A 14317-nucleotide genomic window follows, 5' to 3' on the forward strand; every position below is an offset into this window, starting at 1 on the left:
CCGGCTCCTCAGCGATTCAGCGCGGTGAAGGCGTGGATGTCGAAGTTCACCGCCACCTGCGGCGCGCTCTCGATCTCGCGCACCGCGGCGATGAAGCGGTCGGCGTAGTCTTCGCCGCCTTCCTGCTCGATGTAGCGGGTCACGTAGCTGGTGGAGAGGAAGAACAGCGCGACCTCCTCCGGGCTGAGGAAGATGATGTTGGCGAACACTTCGCGGCGGCAGTCGCGCAGGTGCGGGCAACTGCCCATGATCTCCAGGGTGTCGTCATAGCGGGTCAGGCGCGGGTCGCGGTGTTTGGCCCACTTGTTCACCAGTTCGTGCTCGATGAAGTCGCGCAGCGGCCCGTAGGCGATCGGGAAGTCGTACTTGTAGGCGCAGAACAACCCGCCGGGGGTCAGCCAGTCGGCCATGCGCGTCAGCACCTGCTTGCGGTCCATCCAGTAGAAGGAGGTGGCGCTGGTGACCAGGTCGAAGCGGCGTTGCGGCGCGAAGGTTTCCGCCGGCGACACGCTGAAGCGGATCTCCGGGTAGTTCTCGCGGGCCTTGGCGATCAGCGCCTCGCCCAGGTCGCTGCCTTCCACGTAGCGGAACCAGGGTTGCAGGCGGACGGTCGAGACGCCGTTGCCGCAGCCGATGTCCAGCGCCGCTTCGCGTGCCGGGGCGCGTTCGGCGAGGTTGCGGTAGAGCGAATCCGGATAGGCGATCTTGCCGCGGACCACGTTGTAGGCGTCTGCGTGCTTGTCGAACTGCTTCATTGGGTAATCTCCAGTAGGCTCTCGTGGTAATCGCCCTTGTGGACGAAATTGATGTAGGTGCCGCTGCCGCCGAGGTAGCGGTAGCTGTGCTCGACGCCGGCGGGGATGAACACGCTGGCCGGGCTCTGCAAACGGCGCAGCTGGCCGCCGAGCAGGACTTCCACCTCCAGGCCGCGGTAGTCCTCGTCGCTGCCGAGGAACAGGAACACCGAGTCGCAGTTGTGTACGTGGCTGTCGACGTGGCCCGGCCCGCCGTCGCCGACGTCGTGGAACTGGCGGGCGATGAAGTAGAACGGCGAGCCGTCGAGCAGGCGCCGGTCGAGCATGACGAAGCGCTTGCCGGGGCCGTGGCGGTGGTACTTCAGTTCGCTGGCGGACTTCTCGAAAGGCGTGAGGAACAGGGATTGGCGGTGCATCGGCGTGTAGCGTTGCAGCGAGACGCGGCCGTTGATCAGTTCCGGATCGAAGGCGCTGTAGGCGTCCTGGTTTTCCTGCATGGCCAGCTGGTGCAGGCGGGCGACATGGACGAAGGCGTTCTCGCCGACCACCGGGTGCATCGGCGAACGCTTGATCCGGCTGTGCGCCTCGACCAGTTCGGAGACCGCGAGGACGTTCTTCAGGTTGAAGCGGTCGGCGGCGAACTTGGTGTGCAGCAGGGTCAGCAACTGGAAGGTGTCGGTGATCCCGGCGCGTTCGCCGATCCCGTTGCAGCTCGCCGAGTGCCACTGGACCCCGGCCTGGATCGCCGCCAGGGTGTTGCCCAGGGCCAGGCCGCGGTCGTTGTGCACGTGGTACTCGAAGACCACGTCGGGGAACTCGTGGCGCAGCAGAGAGAGCACGTCGAAGGTCTCGTCCGGCAGCAGGATGCCCACGCTGTCGGCGAAGCAGATGCGATCGGCGCCGGCGTCGCGCGCGGTGGCGATCATGCTGACCAGGTCGCTGACCGAGGTGCGCGCGGCGTCTTCCACCGTGGCCCGGACCCGCAGGCCGCGTTCGCGGGCGTAGCGGATCGCGTCGTGGAACAGTTCGAGCACCTCCTCGCGGTTCATGCCCTTGAACTTGGTTTCCAGCGAGATCGCGTTGATCGAGGCGAACAGCCCGACCCACTGGGCACCGGTTTCCAGCACCGCGTCGATATCCTCCCGGCGCGCCCGGGCGTGGGCCAGCACCGGCGTGGAAACCGCCGCCACCACGGCGCGTACCCGCTCGCGTTCGTCCGCGGAAATCCGCGGGTGGCCGCACTCGATCATATCCACCCCCAGCGCCGCGATTTCCCTCGCCAGCTGGACCGACTGCGCGCTGTCGAAGCTGCACTGGCGGGCCTGGCACCCCTCGCGCAGGGTGCAGTCGATGACCCGGATCATCGTCTCGCTCCCGCGTCCGAGGCCGACAGCGTCGCCAGCCGCGGCTCCCTGATGAAGTCGTGGATCTTCGGCGCATGGCCGAACTGGCGGGAGAAACGGGCGAGGAAGGTGACCATCTTCAGCGAGTAGTCGCACAGCTGCGGGAGATAGTGGTCGAGGTTGTCCTCGGTGATTGCTTCGTCCGGGAACACGCTTTTCAGGTTGGAAGCGATCCAGGTTTTCATGCTGTCCTCTCGATTCAGTTGGTGGAATTCGTCGTCGTCGACGAAGACGATCGGCATGCCGATGCGCAGCTGGCCGCTGCGGTTGTTGTGGCTGCCATGTGCGGTGCGGGCGGGCCAGACCAGGACGTCGCCGGCGTCCAGCTCGGCATCCACCAGTTGCTCGCGGGAAATGCCGTTGGCCTGGAGGTCGATGCACTTGAACATCGGGTAGGCGAGGTCGAACTCGTGGGGGAAGATGGTGCGGTCGTCGGGGTAATAGAACATCCCTCCGTTGTCGTTCCGCGATGGGGTCAGGGCGACCCAGAAGGTCTGCGCGCTTTCGTAGCGCTTCTCCCACAGCGCGATGTCCTGGTGCAGCGGGATGTAGGACTCGTCGGCATGGCGCTTGATGAACGCCGCGTGGCGCAGCAGGCGCGGCTTGCGCAGATGGTCGCGGACCAGCGCGTCGAGCCCGGAACGGGCGAACCAGTCGTCCCAGAAGAGCGGATCGTGGCGGTGCAGGTTGCGCACCTTCTTCGCCTCGCGGCGCTCGTCGTCGGCGATGTCGAATTCCGGTTCCAGCGCCGGGTCTGGCCGCTGCGCCGCGGCGAGGATCCAGTCCAGCGCCTGTTGGCGCAATTGCGGGGATACCACCTGCCGATAGTGTTTCATTGGACGGACTCCTTGCTGACGGTGTGGACGATGAAATCGATCACCGCCGGGTCCTGCAGGGCCAGGTGGTGCGGACGCTCGCAGGGGAAGGTGTCGAGCCGCTCGATCAGGTCGCACCAGCGTTCGGCGGCCGGGTCGCGGCCGGCGTCGTCCCGGCAGCGCACCCAACTGGCGCGGGCGAGGCGATGGCGGGGCTGCCAGCGGCCGAACAGCTCGACATTGCGCAGCAGGACCTCTTCGCGCAGTTCGCCAAGCTCGCTCATCAGGGCGATCCACTCGCGCATCTCGGCGCTCAGCCAGCGCTGGTATTGCTCGCTTGGCGGCATCCGCCGCAGGGCCGGCCAGGGCAGGTGGCTGTCGATCATCAGCAGGCGGCTGGCCGGCAACTGGCGGGCCATCTCGTAGCCGACCAGGCCGCCGAAGGAATAGCCGATCAGCCAGTCCGGTTCTTCCGCCAGGCCGTCGAGTACCTGGCTGGCGAGGGCTTCGATGCTGGCGTAGGCATCCAGCCGGTGGTAGTCGACCGGCCGGCAGTCCGTTGCGCCGAGGCGTGCCAGCAGCCCGCGGAAGCAGCTCGGGTGGCCGATGAAGTCAGGCAGCAGGATCAGCATGGGCGCAGCGCCTCGGCCATGGCCGCCGCCAGCGCCTGGGTCCGTTCGCGGCCGAAGCGGCTGGCCAGGCTGGCGTCCCAGCCGCCGTCGTCGCGCCGGACCAGGGTCAGGGTCAGCGGCAGGCGGCTCTTCAGCGTCGGCCGGTGGATGAACCCGGCGCTGCGGAATGGCTGGTCGATGACATTGATCATCACCTGGGCGTCGGCATAGCGCAGCCCGGCCCGTTCGGCGATGGCCTCTGCCGGCAGCAGGCTGTGCTCGAAGGCCTCGAGCCTGTGTCGTTCGAAGGTGTCCTCGGCGATCGCGGCGTCCAGCAACAGCGGCACCAGGTTCAGCCAGCAACCGGAAACCGCCGTGCCTCGGCGACTGCGCAGGCTGACCGGGGTCAGCGCCAGGACCTTGCCGGTGGCGCCCTGGCTGGCCAGGGCGAGAGCCAGGGCGCAGGCGAGCCGGGTCAGCAGGGCGGCTTCGCCGTCTCCTGGCGTGGCGGCCAAGCGGAAATCCTCGCAATGGCTGGCGCGCTCCGCCCAGGGCAGGCTCGCCAGTTCACGGAACGCCTCGCCGCGCTCGCTCCAGTAGTCTTCCAGCCTGGTCCTGCGCTCCCGCAGCTGGCGCTCCAGGCGCCATTGCTGCTGGAGGAAGCCGAACTCGGGGGCCGCCGCTTCGGTCGTGGGGTCGGCGTTGAGCACGGCCAGGCGGGCCAGCAGCACGCTGGCGAAGTCGGCGTCGGCGACCAGGTGATGCAGCCAGACGCCCCAGCGCGCACGTCCTCCGCAGCGCCCGTGGAACAGTCGCAGCAGGCCGCGCTCGAACAGGGAATGCGGGTGTTGCAGCAGCGCTGCGATGAGCGCGTCTTCGTCGGCGAAGGGGCCGACTTCCAGCGCCGGGCTCTCCTCGGGCCGCCCGTGGACGACCAGTTCGAAACCTTCCGCGCCGCTGTCCACCTGGCTGTCGAGCAACGGGAACTCTTCGCGCAGGCGCCGACCCAGGCGCGTCAGGTCGGATGCCGGCACCTCGGCCGGAGCCAGGTAGCAGAGGCCGAAGCGGGTCAGGTCGGCGCCGAGCAGCTCGCTGAAGACCATCCCGCAGGACCAGGGCGACAGGTCGACGCGCAAGGACTGCGCGGCCTCATCCGGCATCGGTTGGTGCCGCAGGCGGTCGCGCTCGGAGGGGGACAGGCGGTGCCAATCGCCGACCACCACCAGGTGCTCGCGGAACCAGTGGTAGCGCACCTCCGCGGAGAGACCGACGTTCATGCCGCGCTCCTCGACAGCACCAGCGGCTGCTCCGGCGTCGCCGCCCGTTCCAGCAGACGCTCCGGCGCCAGGCCGTGGCTGCGCAGGAGACGGCTGAACTGGTCGAGGCGCGAGTTTGCCTGCAAGTCGGCGAGTCCCAGGTTTGCTCCCGCACCTGCCGATTGACAGAGGGCGACCAGTTGCAGGGCGAGCAACGAGTTGCCGCCGCAGAGGAAGAAATCCTGGTCGGCGGCGCCGACCTCGCAACCCAGCAATTCGCTCCACAGCTGCGCGCAGCCGCGTTGGTCGGGATCGAGCGCGCTGGCGCAGCGCTCCAGCGGTTCTTCCAGGCGGCGCAGCAGGGCGGCGCGGTCCAGCTTGCCGTGCGCCGTCAAGGGCAAGGCCTCGACCCGGACGCAGGCATGCGGGCGCTGCCAGGTGGGCAGTTGGCGGAGCAGGGCCTGCGGGCTGGCGTCGGCTTTTCCCGTCCAGGCGCAGAGCAGTTGCTTGACGCCGTTGCGCTCGCGGACCAGCAGGGCGCAGTCGAGGATGCCCGGCTGGCGGCGGAAGCGCTGTTCCAGGGCGGGGAGGTCGAGGCGATAGCCGTTCAGCTTGACCTGGCCATCGCCGCGGCCGATGAAGCGCAGCCGACCCTGCTCGTCGTAGCGAGCGCGGTCGCCGGTACGGTAGGCACGCAGCAGGCGGCCGCGATAGGGCAACTCGACGAAGCTGGCGCGGGTGCGCGCCGCATCGTTCCGATAACCCTGCGCCAGGCCGGCGCCGAAGGCGACGATCTCCCCGGCCCGGTCGGGCTCGGCGATCTCCTGTCCGTGCTCGTCGAGCAGGAGCACCGCGGTGCCGGCGATGGCCTTGCCGATGGGGATGTCGTCTTCCTCGAGGTCGTCGTCGGTGACGACATGGCAGCAGGTGAAGGTGGTGTTCTCCGTCGGTCCGTAGCCATTCACCAGGTGCAGTCGCGGATGCCGCAGCAGCGCCCGGCGCACGTGCGGCACCGAGAGGATGTCGCCGCCGGTGAGCAACTGGCGAAGGCCGCCGAGGCAGTCCGGGTCGAGGTCCACCAGGGTGTTGAACAGCGAGGCGGTGAGCCAGGCGCTGTCGGCTCCGCGCTCGTCGATCAGCCGGCGCAGCACGCCCGGGTCGAGGGGGCCGAGGTCGTTCAGCACGCAGCAGCCGCCGTTGAGCAGCGCGCCCCAGATCTCCAGGGTCGCCGCATCGAAGGACAGCGGCGAGTTCACCAGGAAGCGCATCTGCGGAGCGAACGCGAGGAACGACTGGCCCAGGCACAGACGGGTAATGCCGGCGTGGATGCAGGCGATGGCTTTCGGGCGGCCGGTGGTGCCCGAGGAGAAGTTGATGTAGGCGATCTGGTCCGCCGCGAAGCATGGCCGGGCGACCGAGGCTGGAGCGGCAGGCAGGTGCCTGACCGGGACGCAGGGAAGACCGTTGGCGGGCGTCGGCGTGGTCGAGCAGTCGAGGATCAGGCGGCAGTCGACCTGCCGGCACAACTCTGCATTCCAGGCCGCCGGTTGTTTCAGGTCTATATATAAGTAGTGATGGCCGGATAATAGTATGGCGAGCAGGCAGACAATGCTTTCACGAGAATATTCGCCGTACACTCCAAGACAAACTCCCGGCTGCGGATAATGCTCGAGAAGATAGTCTGAAAGTTGTTCGGCGCTATGCAGGAGTTGCCGATAGTCGACACTTCCGAAACGGTCCCTGATGGCTTCGCGATGGGGATGAAGCGCTGCCATTTCGCTGAAGCGGGCCACCACCGTTGGGTGCGCGTACAGGTCGAGCAGGGAGTTCTGGGACATTCTGGCGATCGCCTTTTTTCGAAAAAATGAGTCCATCTGCCGGCTTCTTCGGCTAAATGAAGGGTTTTTGGTTTTTCGTGAGGACGGCGGCCGAGTCTTCCCGGGAACTGCCAGTCGTCCGCCGCCCACCGGCTCACTCACGCGAGCGGCAAGCGTCGAGGCGCCTTGCCCGGAAAAACGTTATGGAAATACGGAGTGCCGTCGACTCAAGGGCAGTCAACTGCTGCCATGCAGACTTATCGTCAGGAAAGAGAGAAAAGCGATGAGAATGGATTCACGGTCACGCATTGCACTTCCACCTTGCGTTGGGTTTCCGAAGTGTTTCGCTGTGTGTGTTTTTATATGTTTCGTGGGTATTTAAAATAAGATACAAATTTCCCCTCACAACTATGAGAATTGGTAGTTGGCGAAAGGGCGGTATGAGGGGCGTCGAAGCGCGCCGGCTGATGGCTTTTTGCCGAGGCAGGCGGCCGCGGCTACGCCTGCCGGGGGTAGCACGGACAGGTGGTGTCGGGGGGCCTGGCCGCTGCGGCGAGGCGCGGAGGTCCGGCTGGTGCGGCGATCATCACAGAAGATTCTGCGGCGTCATTCATCGCTTGAATGGTTGCTGCCGCAAGCGCGCCCGGCGCCGTCGATGCTGGTCGGCGGTGTCGGGCGCTCGCTGGCGTTGCGTTGGCCAGCCGTCCCGGCCGGGTGCGTAGGCACCGGCCGGAGGTTTTCAGGAGGCGGGCAGCGGCGCGCCCTTGGGCCATAACAGCCAGAGCCGGCCCGGCTGCTTCATGTGTCCGGCGAGTTCGCCGGCGGCGTCGCCGGTGCCCCAGAACAGATCGGCGCGGACCTCGCCGACGATGGCCCCGCCGGTATCCTGGGCCGCCACCGGACGGACCACCGCGCTGCCGTCGTCAGGGCGGGTGGTGGACAGCCACATCAGGCTGCCCAGCGGAATCACCTTGCGGTCGATGGCTACGCTGTAGCCGTCGGTCAGCGGTACGTTCAGCGAGCCGCGCGGACCTTCGTCGCTGTCCGGGCGCAGGCTGAAGAACACGAAGCTGGGATTGCTCGCCAGCAGTTCGGAGACCCGCTGCGGATTGGCCTCGGCCCAGTCGCGGATGCGCTTCATGCTGATCTCTTCCTTCGGCACCAGGCCCTGCTCGACCAGCCAGCGGCCGACCGGCTTGTACGGGTGGCCATTCTGGTCGCCGTAGCCGATGCGCAGTTGCCGGCCGTCTTCCAGCTGGATGCGCCCGGAACCCTGGATCTGCAGGAACTGCAGGTCCATCGGGTCGCCCAGCCAGGCGAGCACCGGCGCGCTGGAGCCGTTGTCGCGGATCGTCGCGGCGTCGTCGTAGGGTTTCAGCACCCGGCCTTCCAGGCGTCCGCGCAGGCGCTTGCCCTTGAGTTCCGGGTAGACGCTTTCCAGCGCGACCACCACCAGGTCGTCCGGTACGCCGTAGACCGGCACCGGGGTTTTTTCGCCCTGGCTCAGGCTGCCGTGGTAGACCGGTTCGTAGTAGCCGGTGATCAGGCCCTGGTCGCCGTTGCTGGAGGAGCGCAGGCTATAGACCTGCATCCGCTCCTGGAGGAACGCGCGTACCGCCGTCGGATCGGCGGCGACCGTCGTGGCGCTCGCACAGGGCTCGCCCCATACCGGGTCCTTGGCCAGCCGCGCGCAGGCCGAGCGCCAGGCATTGAAGCCGGCGAGCAGGTCGGCGTCGCTGGTAGCCGGCAGGGCGTCCCAGGGCACGCTGTTGTAGGTGGTGACTTCGGCGGGTTTGGGCGGGGGCTCTTTCTTGCCGTCGTCGCATGCCGTCAGCAGGGCGGCGAAAGGGAGCGCGCAGAGCAGCAGGCGGCGCCAGGGATGGAACGGAAACTTCACGCCAAGGACTTCCTGGTGGTGGATCGAAGCCCGCTAGCTTGGGCAAAGCGCGACGGTGCGTCAAACCGCGGCGACGACCGAAGCGTATCGCCGCGTTACACCGAGGCGGCGATGAGTTCGCGCAGCCAGCGATGGGCCGGATCGCGGTGCGAGCGCTCGTGCCAGAGCATGGCCAGGTCGTAGCCGGGCACCTCCAGAGGCGCCTCGACCACCCGCAACCTGTCGCGCTCGCGTACCAGTCGCGACGGCAGCAGCGCCACCAGGTCGGTGCTTTCCAGCACCGCGCGGAGGAACAGGAAGTGCGGCACCGACAACGCCACCCGGCGTTCCGCGCCGAGTTCGGCGAGCGCCTGGTCGGTGGGACCTAGGAAGCCGCCGCCGTCGGGCGAGACGATCGCCTGCTCGAGGCGGCAGAACTGCTTCAGCGTCGGTCGCCGACGCAGCCCCGGATGCCCGGCGCGCCCGGCCAGCACATAGCGCTCGCTGAACAGCCGGCGACAGCGCAGTCCCGGCGGCGCTTCTTCGAGGGTGTGGAAGGCCAGGTCGATCTCGCCGCGTTCCGCCTGCCTGACGATTCGCGTCGGCGCCAGCTCCAGCACCGCCAGGCGGCTGCCCGGCGCCTGGCGGCGAAGACTGGCGAGGATCGGCAGGAGTATCGCCGACTCGGCGTAGTCGGTGGCGGCGACGCGCCAGGTATGCCGTGACTGCGTCGGATCGAACGGCGCGGCCGGTGCCACCGCCTGCTCCAGGGCTTCCAGGGCCAGGCGTAACGGCTCGCGCAGCTCCTCCGCCCGCGCCGTCGGGCGCATCCCGCGCGGGCCGGGAAGCAGCAAGGGATCGTCGAAGATCGCCCGCAGCTTGGCCAGGTGCACGCTCACCGAGGGTTGGGAAAAATTCAGGCGTTCCGCCGCGCGCGTCACATTGTGTTCGGTGAGCAGCACGTCGAGGGTCACCAGCAGGTTCAGGTCCAGTCGCCGGAGATTAATCATCCATATACCTGGAATTTCGGATATTCATTTCAACTATATCCGGCGATGGCCGATCCTGCGCCCACCTTTTGCCGGAGACCCGCCATGAACGTACTCATCGTCTATGCCCATCCCGAGCCGCGCTCCCTCAACGGTGCGCTCAAGGACTTCGCGGTCGCCCGCCTCGAGGCGGCCGGCCATGCGGTGCAGGTTTCGGACCTCTACGCGATGGGCTGGAAGGCCGTGCTCGATGCCGGCGACAGCCTCGAGCGCGAGGCCAGCGAACGCTTCGATCCTTCCGCAACTTCCCTGCGCGCCTTCGAGAACGGTTGGCAGAGCGTCGACATCGCCGGTGAGCAGGACAAGCTGCGCTGGGCCGATACGCTGATCCTGCAATTCCCGCTCTGGTGGTTCAGCATGCCGGCGATCCTCAAGGGTTGGATCGATCGCGTCTATGCCTGCGGCTTCGCCTACGGGGTCGGCGAACATTCCGACAGCCACTGGGGCGACCGCTACGGCGAGGGCCGGATGCAGGGCAAGCGGGCGATGCTGGTAGTCACCGCCGGCGGCTGGGAGTCGCACTACGCCGCGCGCGGTATCAACGGACCGATGGACGACCTGCTGTTCCCCATCCACCACGGCATCCTGCATTACCCCGGCTTCGAGGTATTGCCGCCTTTCGTCGTCTATCGCAGCAGCCGGATCGACGCGGAGCGTTTCGCCGCGCTGAGCGAGCAGTTGGGCCGGCGCCTCGATGACCTGCAGCGCACTGCGCCGATCCCGTTCCGCCGGCAGAACGGCGGCGACTACCTGATCCCGGCGCTGACCCTGCGCGACGAACTTGCCCCGCAGCGGGCCGGTTTCGCCATGCACCTGGCCGAATGACCTGGGGTCAGGCCTCCAGCGGCTGCGCCTGGGCGGCCCCCTGCGCGCCGCGTGCGGCGAAGAGCTGGCTGCCGATGTGCAGGGCCTGGTCCAGATGCCGGATCGGATCGGCGCTCTCCGACTCCAGCAACAGTTCGGAACGGACCACCCGTGCGCCGCAGTAATCGAAGATGCCATGGTCGATCTGGGTGCGCATCGCCCCGGCGTAGCCGTGCCGCTCGAAGGTGCCGGCATCGGCGCCGCCGACACCGACCAGCACCACGCGCAGGCGCTGCAGCTTTTTCCGCAGGTCGCCGCCGATGCTGTAGTCGAAGGCCCAGCCATTGGAGAACACGCGATCGATCCAGCCCTTGAGCAGGGCCGGCATCGACCACCAGTAGATCGGGTAGACCAGCACCAGGGTATCGGCGCGATCGATGCGCGCCTGCTCGGCGAGGACGTCGGCGGGAGGCGACGCCTGGCCGCGATGCACGGCGTGGTCGGCCAGGCCGAAGCGCGGCTCGAAGCCTTCCGCCGCCAGATCGGCGGTTTCCGCGGAATGGCCGGCGCGGACTACGCCTTCGGCGATGTGGGCGGCGAGGGCATGTGTGAGAGAGCGAGGATGGTGATGGGCGACGACGATCAGGGCATGCATGGGCGAATTCCTCCGGGAATTGCGGGAAGGGGGGCAAGTCGATAGTCTGGGTAAAACCTACCTTTTGTAGGTTACCTTTAGTAAGTTACTTTTAGTAGGTTATCTATGTCAATGCACTCCCCAGACGACCCGTCGCCACGCCGCCGCCTGTCCCGCGACGAGCGCCAGCGCCAGTTGCTCGAGGTGGCCTGGCGGCTGGTCCGCGAAGAAGGCACCGAGGCGCTGACCCTCGGTCGCCTGGCCGAGCAGGCCGGGGTGACCAAGCCGGTGGTCTATGACCACTTCGGCACCCGCGCCGGCCTGCTGGCGGCGCTCTACCAGGATTACGACCTGCGCCAGACGGCGCTGATGGAGGCTGCCCTGGAAGCGAGCGAGGCGACCCTGGAGGGGCGCGCTGACGTCATCGCCCGCGCCTATGTCGACTGCGTGATGCAACAAGGCCGTGAGATTCCCGGGGTGGTCGCGGCCCTCGCCAGCTCGCCGGAGCTGGAGCGGATCAAGCGCGACTACGAGGTTCTCTTCATGGACAAGTGCCGCGCCGTGCTGGAGCCCTTCGCCGGCGGCGGACGGCTGACCGTCGCCGCTCTGCGCGCAATGATCGGCGCCGCCGAAGCGCTGTCGCACGCGGCCGCCACCGAAGAGATCGCCCCGGAAGAGGCGCGGCGGGAACTGTACGAGGCGATCGTGGCGATGGTCGCGCGGAGTCGTCGGTGAAGGAACCGCGTGCCCTGGAGGAATATCGCCGGGCGATAGTGGCGGCCTGTCCGGAGCTGGTGGACGCCACGTTCGCCATCTTGGCCTCGGGCTGGCATTCCACGGCGGTGGAGGTCGGAGGGCGCTGGGTGTTCAAGTTTCCGCGCGGCGCGGAGGCCGAGGCGGCGCTGCTGCGCGAGGCCGCCGTGCTACGCCTGGTGCGTCCGGCGGTGAGCCTGGCGGTGCCGGCGCCGCAGGTGTTTGCGGGACCGCCGCTGTTTTCCCGCCACGAGAAACTGCCTGGCGGTTACCTCCTGGGCGAGGACTATCGGCGCCTGGACGAACCCGCACGGCAGGCGGTCGGCGATGCGTTGGGGCGCTTCTACGCCGAGCTGCATCGGCTGCCACCGGCGCGCATGCAGGCGGTTGGAGCCTTGCCGGTGCGTCCCTGGGAGTCGCCCACGGCGATGCGCAGGCGCGCCTTGCCGCTGCTGCCTGCGGCCTGGCGCGAACGCGCGGAACGCTTGGTGCGGGAATACGCCAAGCTGCCTGCCGATCCGCTGGGTTCGATCTTCGGCTTCTTCGACGGCCATGGCTGGAACATGGCATTCGATAGCGAGGCCGGGCGGCTGAACGGTGTGTACGACTTCGCCGACGCGGGCATCGGTCCGCTGCACCAGGAATTCATCTATTCCGCGTTCATCGATGCCGACCTCACCGAGCGCATCGTCGCCGCCTACGAGCGCTTCAGCGGTCGGCGCCTGGAGCGTCGGCGGATCGCCTTGCTGACGGCGGCGCATCGGTTGTCGGAGCTGGCCGAGCTGGCCGACGAGCCGCGCCATCTGCCGGACATGCTCGCCGGCGCCCTCGACGGCCTGGCCCTGGCGGAGGCGCAGGGCCTGGCCTGATGAGGGGACGCGCGGTCGTGCTGGGCAGGACGGATATGACCGCGTGCGGACATCCGCCGCGAAGTACCGCTACCGCTCAGAGATAGGCTTGCGCGCGGCGCCGCGAGCGCGGCATGCGGTTCTTCCCGGATAATTCGTTGAGACGCGCCTGCCAGGCCTTGCGGGCGGCATCGCGGTCCTGGCGCTGCGCGGCGGCGGGCCTGGCCTCGGCTTTCGGCCGCGGCGCGGCCTTGTCGATCACTGGCGCAGCGGCGGTGGGGGTGACAGGGGCACTGGCCGGAGCGGCGTTTTCCTGGGCCTGGGCGAAGGCGTTGGTGCGCCGGCAGGTCTTGCAACTGACCTGGCCGACGTCGCTCGAGCCGTTCACGTTGCTGTCGCCGCGCCCGCAGGCTGCCTGGCCGGATTCGCTCAAGAAGTGCGTAACCATCTGATCCTCCTGGAGAAAAAAGGGCGGCATTATTCCCAGAAGTGCCTTCGAGTGCCAGTCTCGGGGGAGAACAGCTGACGAACTGCAAGGCCGTTCCGTCGACCTCCGTTCAGTCGGCTGGCCGCCGCATGCTGTCGCGCACGTAGCGGGCCGGGGGGCTGCCGAGCGCCTTGCGGAACATGCCGATGAACGAGCTGACCGACTCGTAGCCGAGGATCTCGGCGGTGCGTTGCACCGAAACTCCGGCGGACAGTTGCTGCAGGGCGATGATGATCTGCAATTGCTGGCGCCACTGGCCGAAGGTCATGCCGGTCTCCCGGCGCACCATCCGCGCCAGGGACCGCTCGCTCATCGCTACTCGCCTGGCCCATTCGGCCATGCTGGCGCGGTCGCCGGGGGCGCGGGTCAGTTCGTCGGCGATGCGGCGCAGGCCGCGGTTGTCCGGCAGCGGCAGGTAGAGCTGTTCGGTCGGCGCCTGTTCCAGGAGTTCCAGCAGCACCCCGGCGAGACGTGCGAGCGGGCCGTCGTGCGGATAGTCCTGCAGTTGCGCGCTCAGGTGCAGGATCAGTTCGAGGACCAGCGGCGACAGGGCCAGGGTGCAGCAGTCGCTCGGCAGGCGTGCCGCCCCCGGCTCGACGAAGAGGAAGCAGACCTTGCCGTTGGCGGTGACCCGGTTGCTATGGGCGATGCCGCCGGGAATCCACACACCGAACCCGGCCGGCACCATCCACAGGCCATCGGGCACCGTGCAGGTGATGCCGCCGCGGCAGGCCACCACCAGCTGGCCCTTGCGATGCCGGTGCACCGGCACCTCGGTGTCGTTGTGCCGGGCCTCCAGCTGCAGGGCCAGGGCCGGCTGGCCGAGCGCGTCGGGATCGAAGCGTTGGGCGAGGTAGGTCTGCGGTTCACGGCTCACGGCAGGTCCTGCGGGTTGTCCGAATTCGATTATTTTCTGGCTGAGTAGTCGATATTTGCAAATCGCCACGACCCGTAGCCTGTGCTCGTCAACCCGACAGGAGCGGCCGACCGCTCCGCGCCCTCGATACCCTGGTGCCCTGCATGCTGAGCGAAGTCTCCGTTTCCGGCCTCTACGTGCCGCCATTGTTCCTCTACCTGTGCCTGGCGATGCCGCTCTACCTGCTGCTGGAGCGCCTCGCCTGGCGCTGGCTGGAATGCGCCTGGCATCCCGGCCTGCTGCGTTTCTTCCTGTCGTTCATCGTGCTGTCCGCGCTGGTGCTGAAGTTCTGA

The 14317-nt window shown here is 67.9% G+C and carries 15 protein-coding genes; 4 read left to right on the forward strand and 11 right to left on the reverse strand.

Annotation, left to right across the window (positions count from 1 at the left end):
- Positions 1-8 precede the first annotated feature (8 nt).
- The 8 genes from AC4OR5_RS12940 to AC4OR5_RS12975 form a co-directional block, all read right to left on the reverse strand.
- Positions 9-755, reverse strand: coding sequence for a class I SAM-dependent methyltransferase (locus AC4OR5_RS12940; RefSeq protein ID WP_003112447.1), 747 nt, complete (start codon positions 753-755; stop codon positions 9-11).
- Positions 752-2119, reverse strand: a complete 1368-nt coding sequence (locus AC4OR5_RS12945) for a hydroxymethylglutaryl-CoA lyase-like TIM-barrel protein (protein WP_003086676.1) — start codon at positions 2117-2119, stop codon at positions 752-754. Before AC4OR5_RS12945 ends, AC4OR5_RS12940 begins: the two co-directional genes overlap by 4 nt.
- Positions 2116-2994: a phytanoyl-CoA dioxygenase family protein gene (locus AC4OR5_RS12950; protein WP_003116358.1), complete on the reverse strand. Its 879-nt coding sequence runs from the start codon at positions 2992-2994 to the stop codon at positions 2116-2118. The genes AC4OR5_RS12945 and AC4OR5_RS12950 overlap by 4 nt, the downstream gene beginning before the upstream one ends.
- Positions 2991-3605: an alpha/beta fold hydrolase gene (locus AC4OR5_RS12955; RefSeq protein WP_003086680.1), complete on the reverse strand. Its 615-nt coding sequence runs from the start codon at positions 3603-3605 to the stop codon at positions 2991-2993. Before AC4OR5_RS12955 ends, AC4OR5_RS12950 begins: the two co-directional genes overlap by 4 nt.
- Positions 3599-4861, reverse strand: coding sequence for a hypothetical protein (locus AC4OR5_RS12960; protein WP_058160311.1), 1263 nt, complete (start codon positions 4859-4861; stop codon positions 3599-3601). The genes AC4OR5_RS12955 and AC4OR5_RS12960 overlap by 7 nt, the downstream gene beginning before the upstream one ends.
- On the reverse strand, positions 4858-6678 hold the full coding sequence (locus AC4OR5_RS12965; protein ID WP_071536179.1) for a non-ribosomal peptide synthetase: 1821 nt from the start codon (positions 6676-6678) through the stop codon (positions 4858-4860). The genes AC4OR5_RS12960 and AC4OR5_RS12965 overlap by 4 nt, the downstream gene beginning before the upstream one ends.
- A gap of 718 nt (positions 6679-7396) precedes the next feature.
- On the reverse strand, positions 7397-8554 hold the full coding sequence (gene mltA / locus AC4OR5_RS12970; protein ID WP_003082509.1) for a murein transglycosylase A: 1158 nt from the start codon (positions 8552-8554) through the stop codon (positions 7397-7399).
- A 95-nt stretch (positions 8555-8649) separates the two neighbouring features.
- Complete coding sequence (locus tag AC4OR5_RS12975; RefSeq protein ID WP_003116363.1) at positions 8650-9543, reverse strand: LysR family transcriptional regulator; 894 nt, start codon at positions 9541-9543, stop codon at positions 8650-8652.
- 84 nt (positions 9544-9627) lie between these two features.
- Between AC4OR5_RS12975 and AC4OR5_RS12980 the strand changes: the two genes are divergently transcribed.
- The gene (locus tag AC4OR5_RS12980) at positions 9628-10407 is read left to right on the forward strand and encodes an NAD(P)H-dependent oxidoreductase (protein WP_058160313.1); all 780 of its coding nucleotides are present in this window, start codon (positions 9628-9630) and stop codon (positions 10405-10407) included.
- Positions 10408-10414: 7 nt separating this feature from the next.
- Here AC4OR5_RS12980 and AC4OR5_RS12985 read toward each other — a convergent pair whose 3' ends face one another.
- Positions 10415-11041: an NAD(P)H-dependent oxidoreductase gene (locus AC4OR5_RS12985; protein WP_023088939.1), complete on the reverse strand. Its 627-nt coding sequence runs from the start codon at positions 11039-11041 to the stop codon at positions 10415-10417.
- Between the two features lie 105 nt (positions 11042-11146).
- Here AC4OR5_RS12985 and AC4OR5_RS12990 point away from each other — a divergent pair, with 105 nt between their 5' ends.
- Both AC4OR5_RS12990 and AC4OR5_RS12995 read left to right on the forward strand, forming a co-directional pair.
- Positions 11147-11755 carry a TetR/AcrR family transcriptional regulator gene (locus AC4OR5_RS12990; protein ID WP_003133652.1) on the forward strand — a complete coding sequence of 203 codons (609 nt, stop codon included), beginning with the start codon at positions 11147-11149 and terminating at the stop codon, positions 11753-11755.
- Between the two features lie 38 nt (positions 11756-11793).
- Positions 11794-12642 (forward strand): aminoglycoside phosphotransferase family protein, encoded by an 849-nt coding sequence (locus AC4OR5_RS12995; protein ID WP_079992426.1) that lies wholly within the window; start codon positions 11794-11796, stop codon positions 12640-12642.
- 76 nt (positions 12643-12718) lie between these two features.
- On the opposite strand, the gene AC4OR5_RS13000 is transcribed toward AC4OR5_RS12995, so the two are convergent.
- Together AC4OR5_RS13000 and AC4OR5_RS13005 are read right to left on the reverse strand one after the other, a co-directional pair.
- The gene (locus tag AC4OR5_RS13000; protein WP_003120540.1) at positions 12719-13069 is read right to left on the reverse strand and encodes a hypothetical protein; all 351 of its coding nucleotides are present in this window, start codon (positions 13067-13069) and stop codon (positions 12719-12721) included.
- Positions 13070-13178: 109 nt separating this feature from the next.
- Entirely contained in the window at positions 13179-13985 is an 807-nt protein-coding gene (locus AC4OR5_RS13005; protein WP_023087653.1) for an AraC family transcriptional regulator, read from the reverse strand.
- A gap of 134 nt (positions 13986-14119) precedes the next feature.
- Here AC4OR5_RS13005 and AC4OR5_RS13010 point away from each other — a divergent pair, with 134 nt between their 5' ends.
- Positions 14120-14317, forward strand: coding sequence for a DUF1656 domain-containing protein (locus tag AC4OR5_RS13010; RefSeq protein ID WP_023436260.1), 198 nt, complete (start codon positions 14120-14122; stop codon positions 14315-14317).

Source organism: Pseudomonas sp. YA1 (assembly GCF_058680555.1).

Excerpts from the sequence above, each read along its gene's own strand:
- AC4OR5_RS12940 (WP_003112447.1), bottom strand. The coding sequence starts at position 755 with ATGAAGCAGTTCGACAAGCACGCAGACGCCTACAACGTGGTCCGCGGC.
- AC4OR5_RS12945 (WP_003086676.1), bottom strand. The coding sequence starts at position 2,119 with ATGATCCGGGTCATCGACTGCACCCTGCGCGAGGGGTGCCAGGCCCGC.
- AC4OR5_RS12950 (WP_003116358.1), bottom strand. The coding sequence starts at position 2,994 with ATGAAACACTATCGGCAGGTGGTATCCCCGCAATTGCGCCAACAGGCG.
- AC4OR5_RS12955 (WP_003086680.1), bottom strand. The coding sequence starts at position 3,605 with ATGCTGATCCTGCTGCCTGACTTCATCGGCCACCCGAGCTGCTTCCGC.
- AC4OR5_RS12960 (WP_058160311.1), bottom strand. The coding sequence starts at position 4,861 with ATGAACGTCGGTCTCTCCGCGGAGGTGCGCTACCACTGGTTCCGCGAG.
- AC4OR5_RS12965 (WP_071536179.1), bottom strand. The coding sequence starts at position 6,678 with ATGTCCCAGAACTCCCTGCTCGACCTGTACGCGCACCCAACGGTGGTG.
- AC4OR5_RS12975 (WP_003116363.1), bottom strand. The coding sequence starts at position 9,543 with ATGATTAATCTCCGGCGACTGGACCTGAACCTGCTGGTGACCCTCGAC.
- AC4OR5_RS12980 (WP_058160313.1), top strand. The coding sequence starts at position 9,628 with ATGAACGTACTCATCGTCTATGCCCATCCCGAGCCGCGCTCCCTCAAC.
- AC4OR5_RS12985 (WP_023088939.1), bottom strand. The coding sequence starts at position 11,041 with ATGCATGCCCTGATCGTCGTCGCCCATCACCATCCTCGCTCTCTCACA.
- AC4OR5_RS12990 (WP_003133652.1), top strand. The coding sequence starts at position 11,147 with ATGTCAATGCACTCCCCAGACGACCCGTCGCCACGCCGCCGCCTGTCC.
- AC4OR5_RS13000 (WP_003120540.1), bottom strand. The coding sequence starts at position 13,069 with ATGGTTACGCACTTCTTGAGCGAATCCGGCCAGGCAGCCTGCGGGCGC.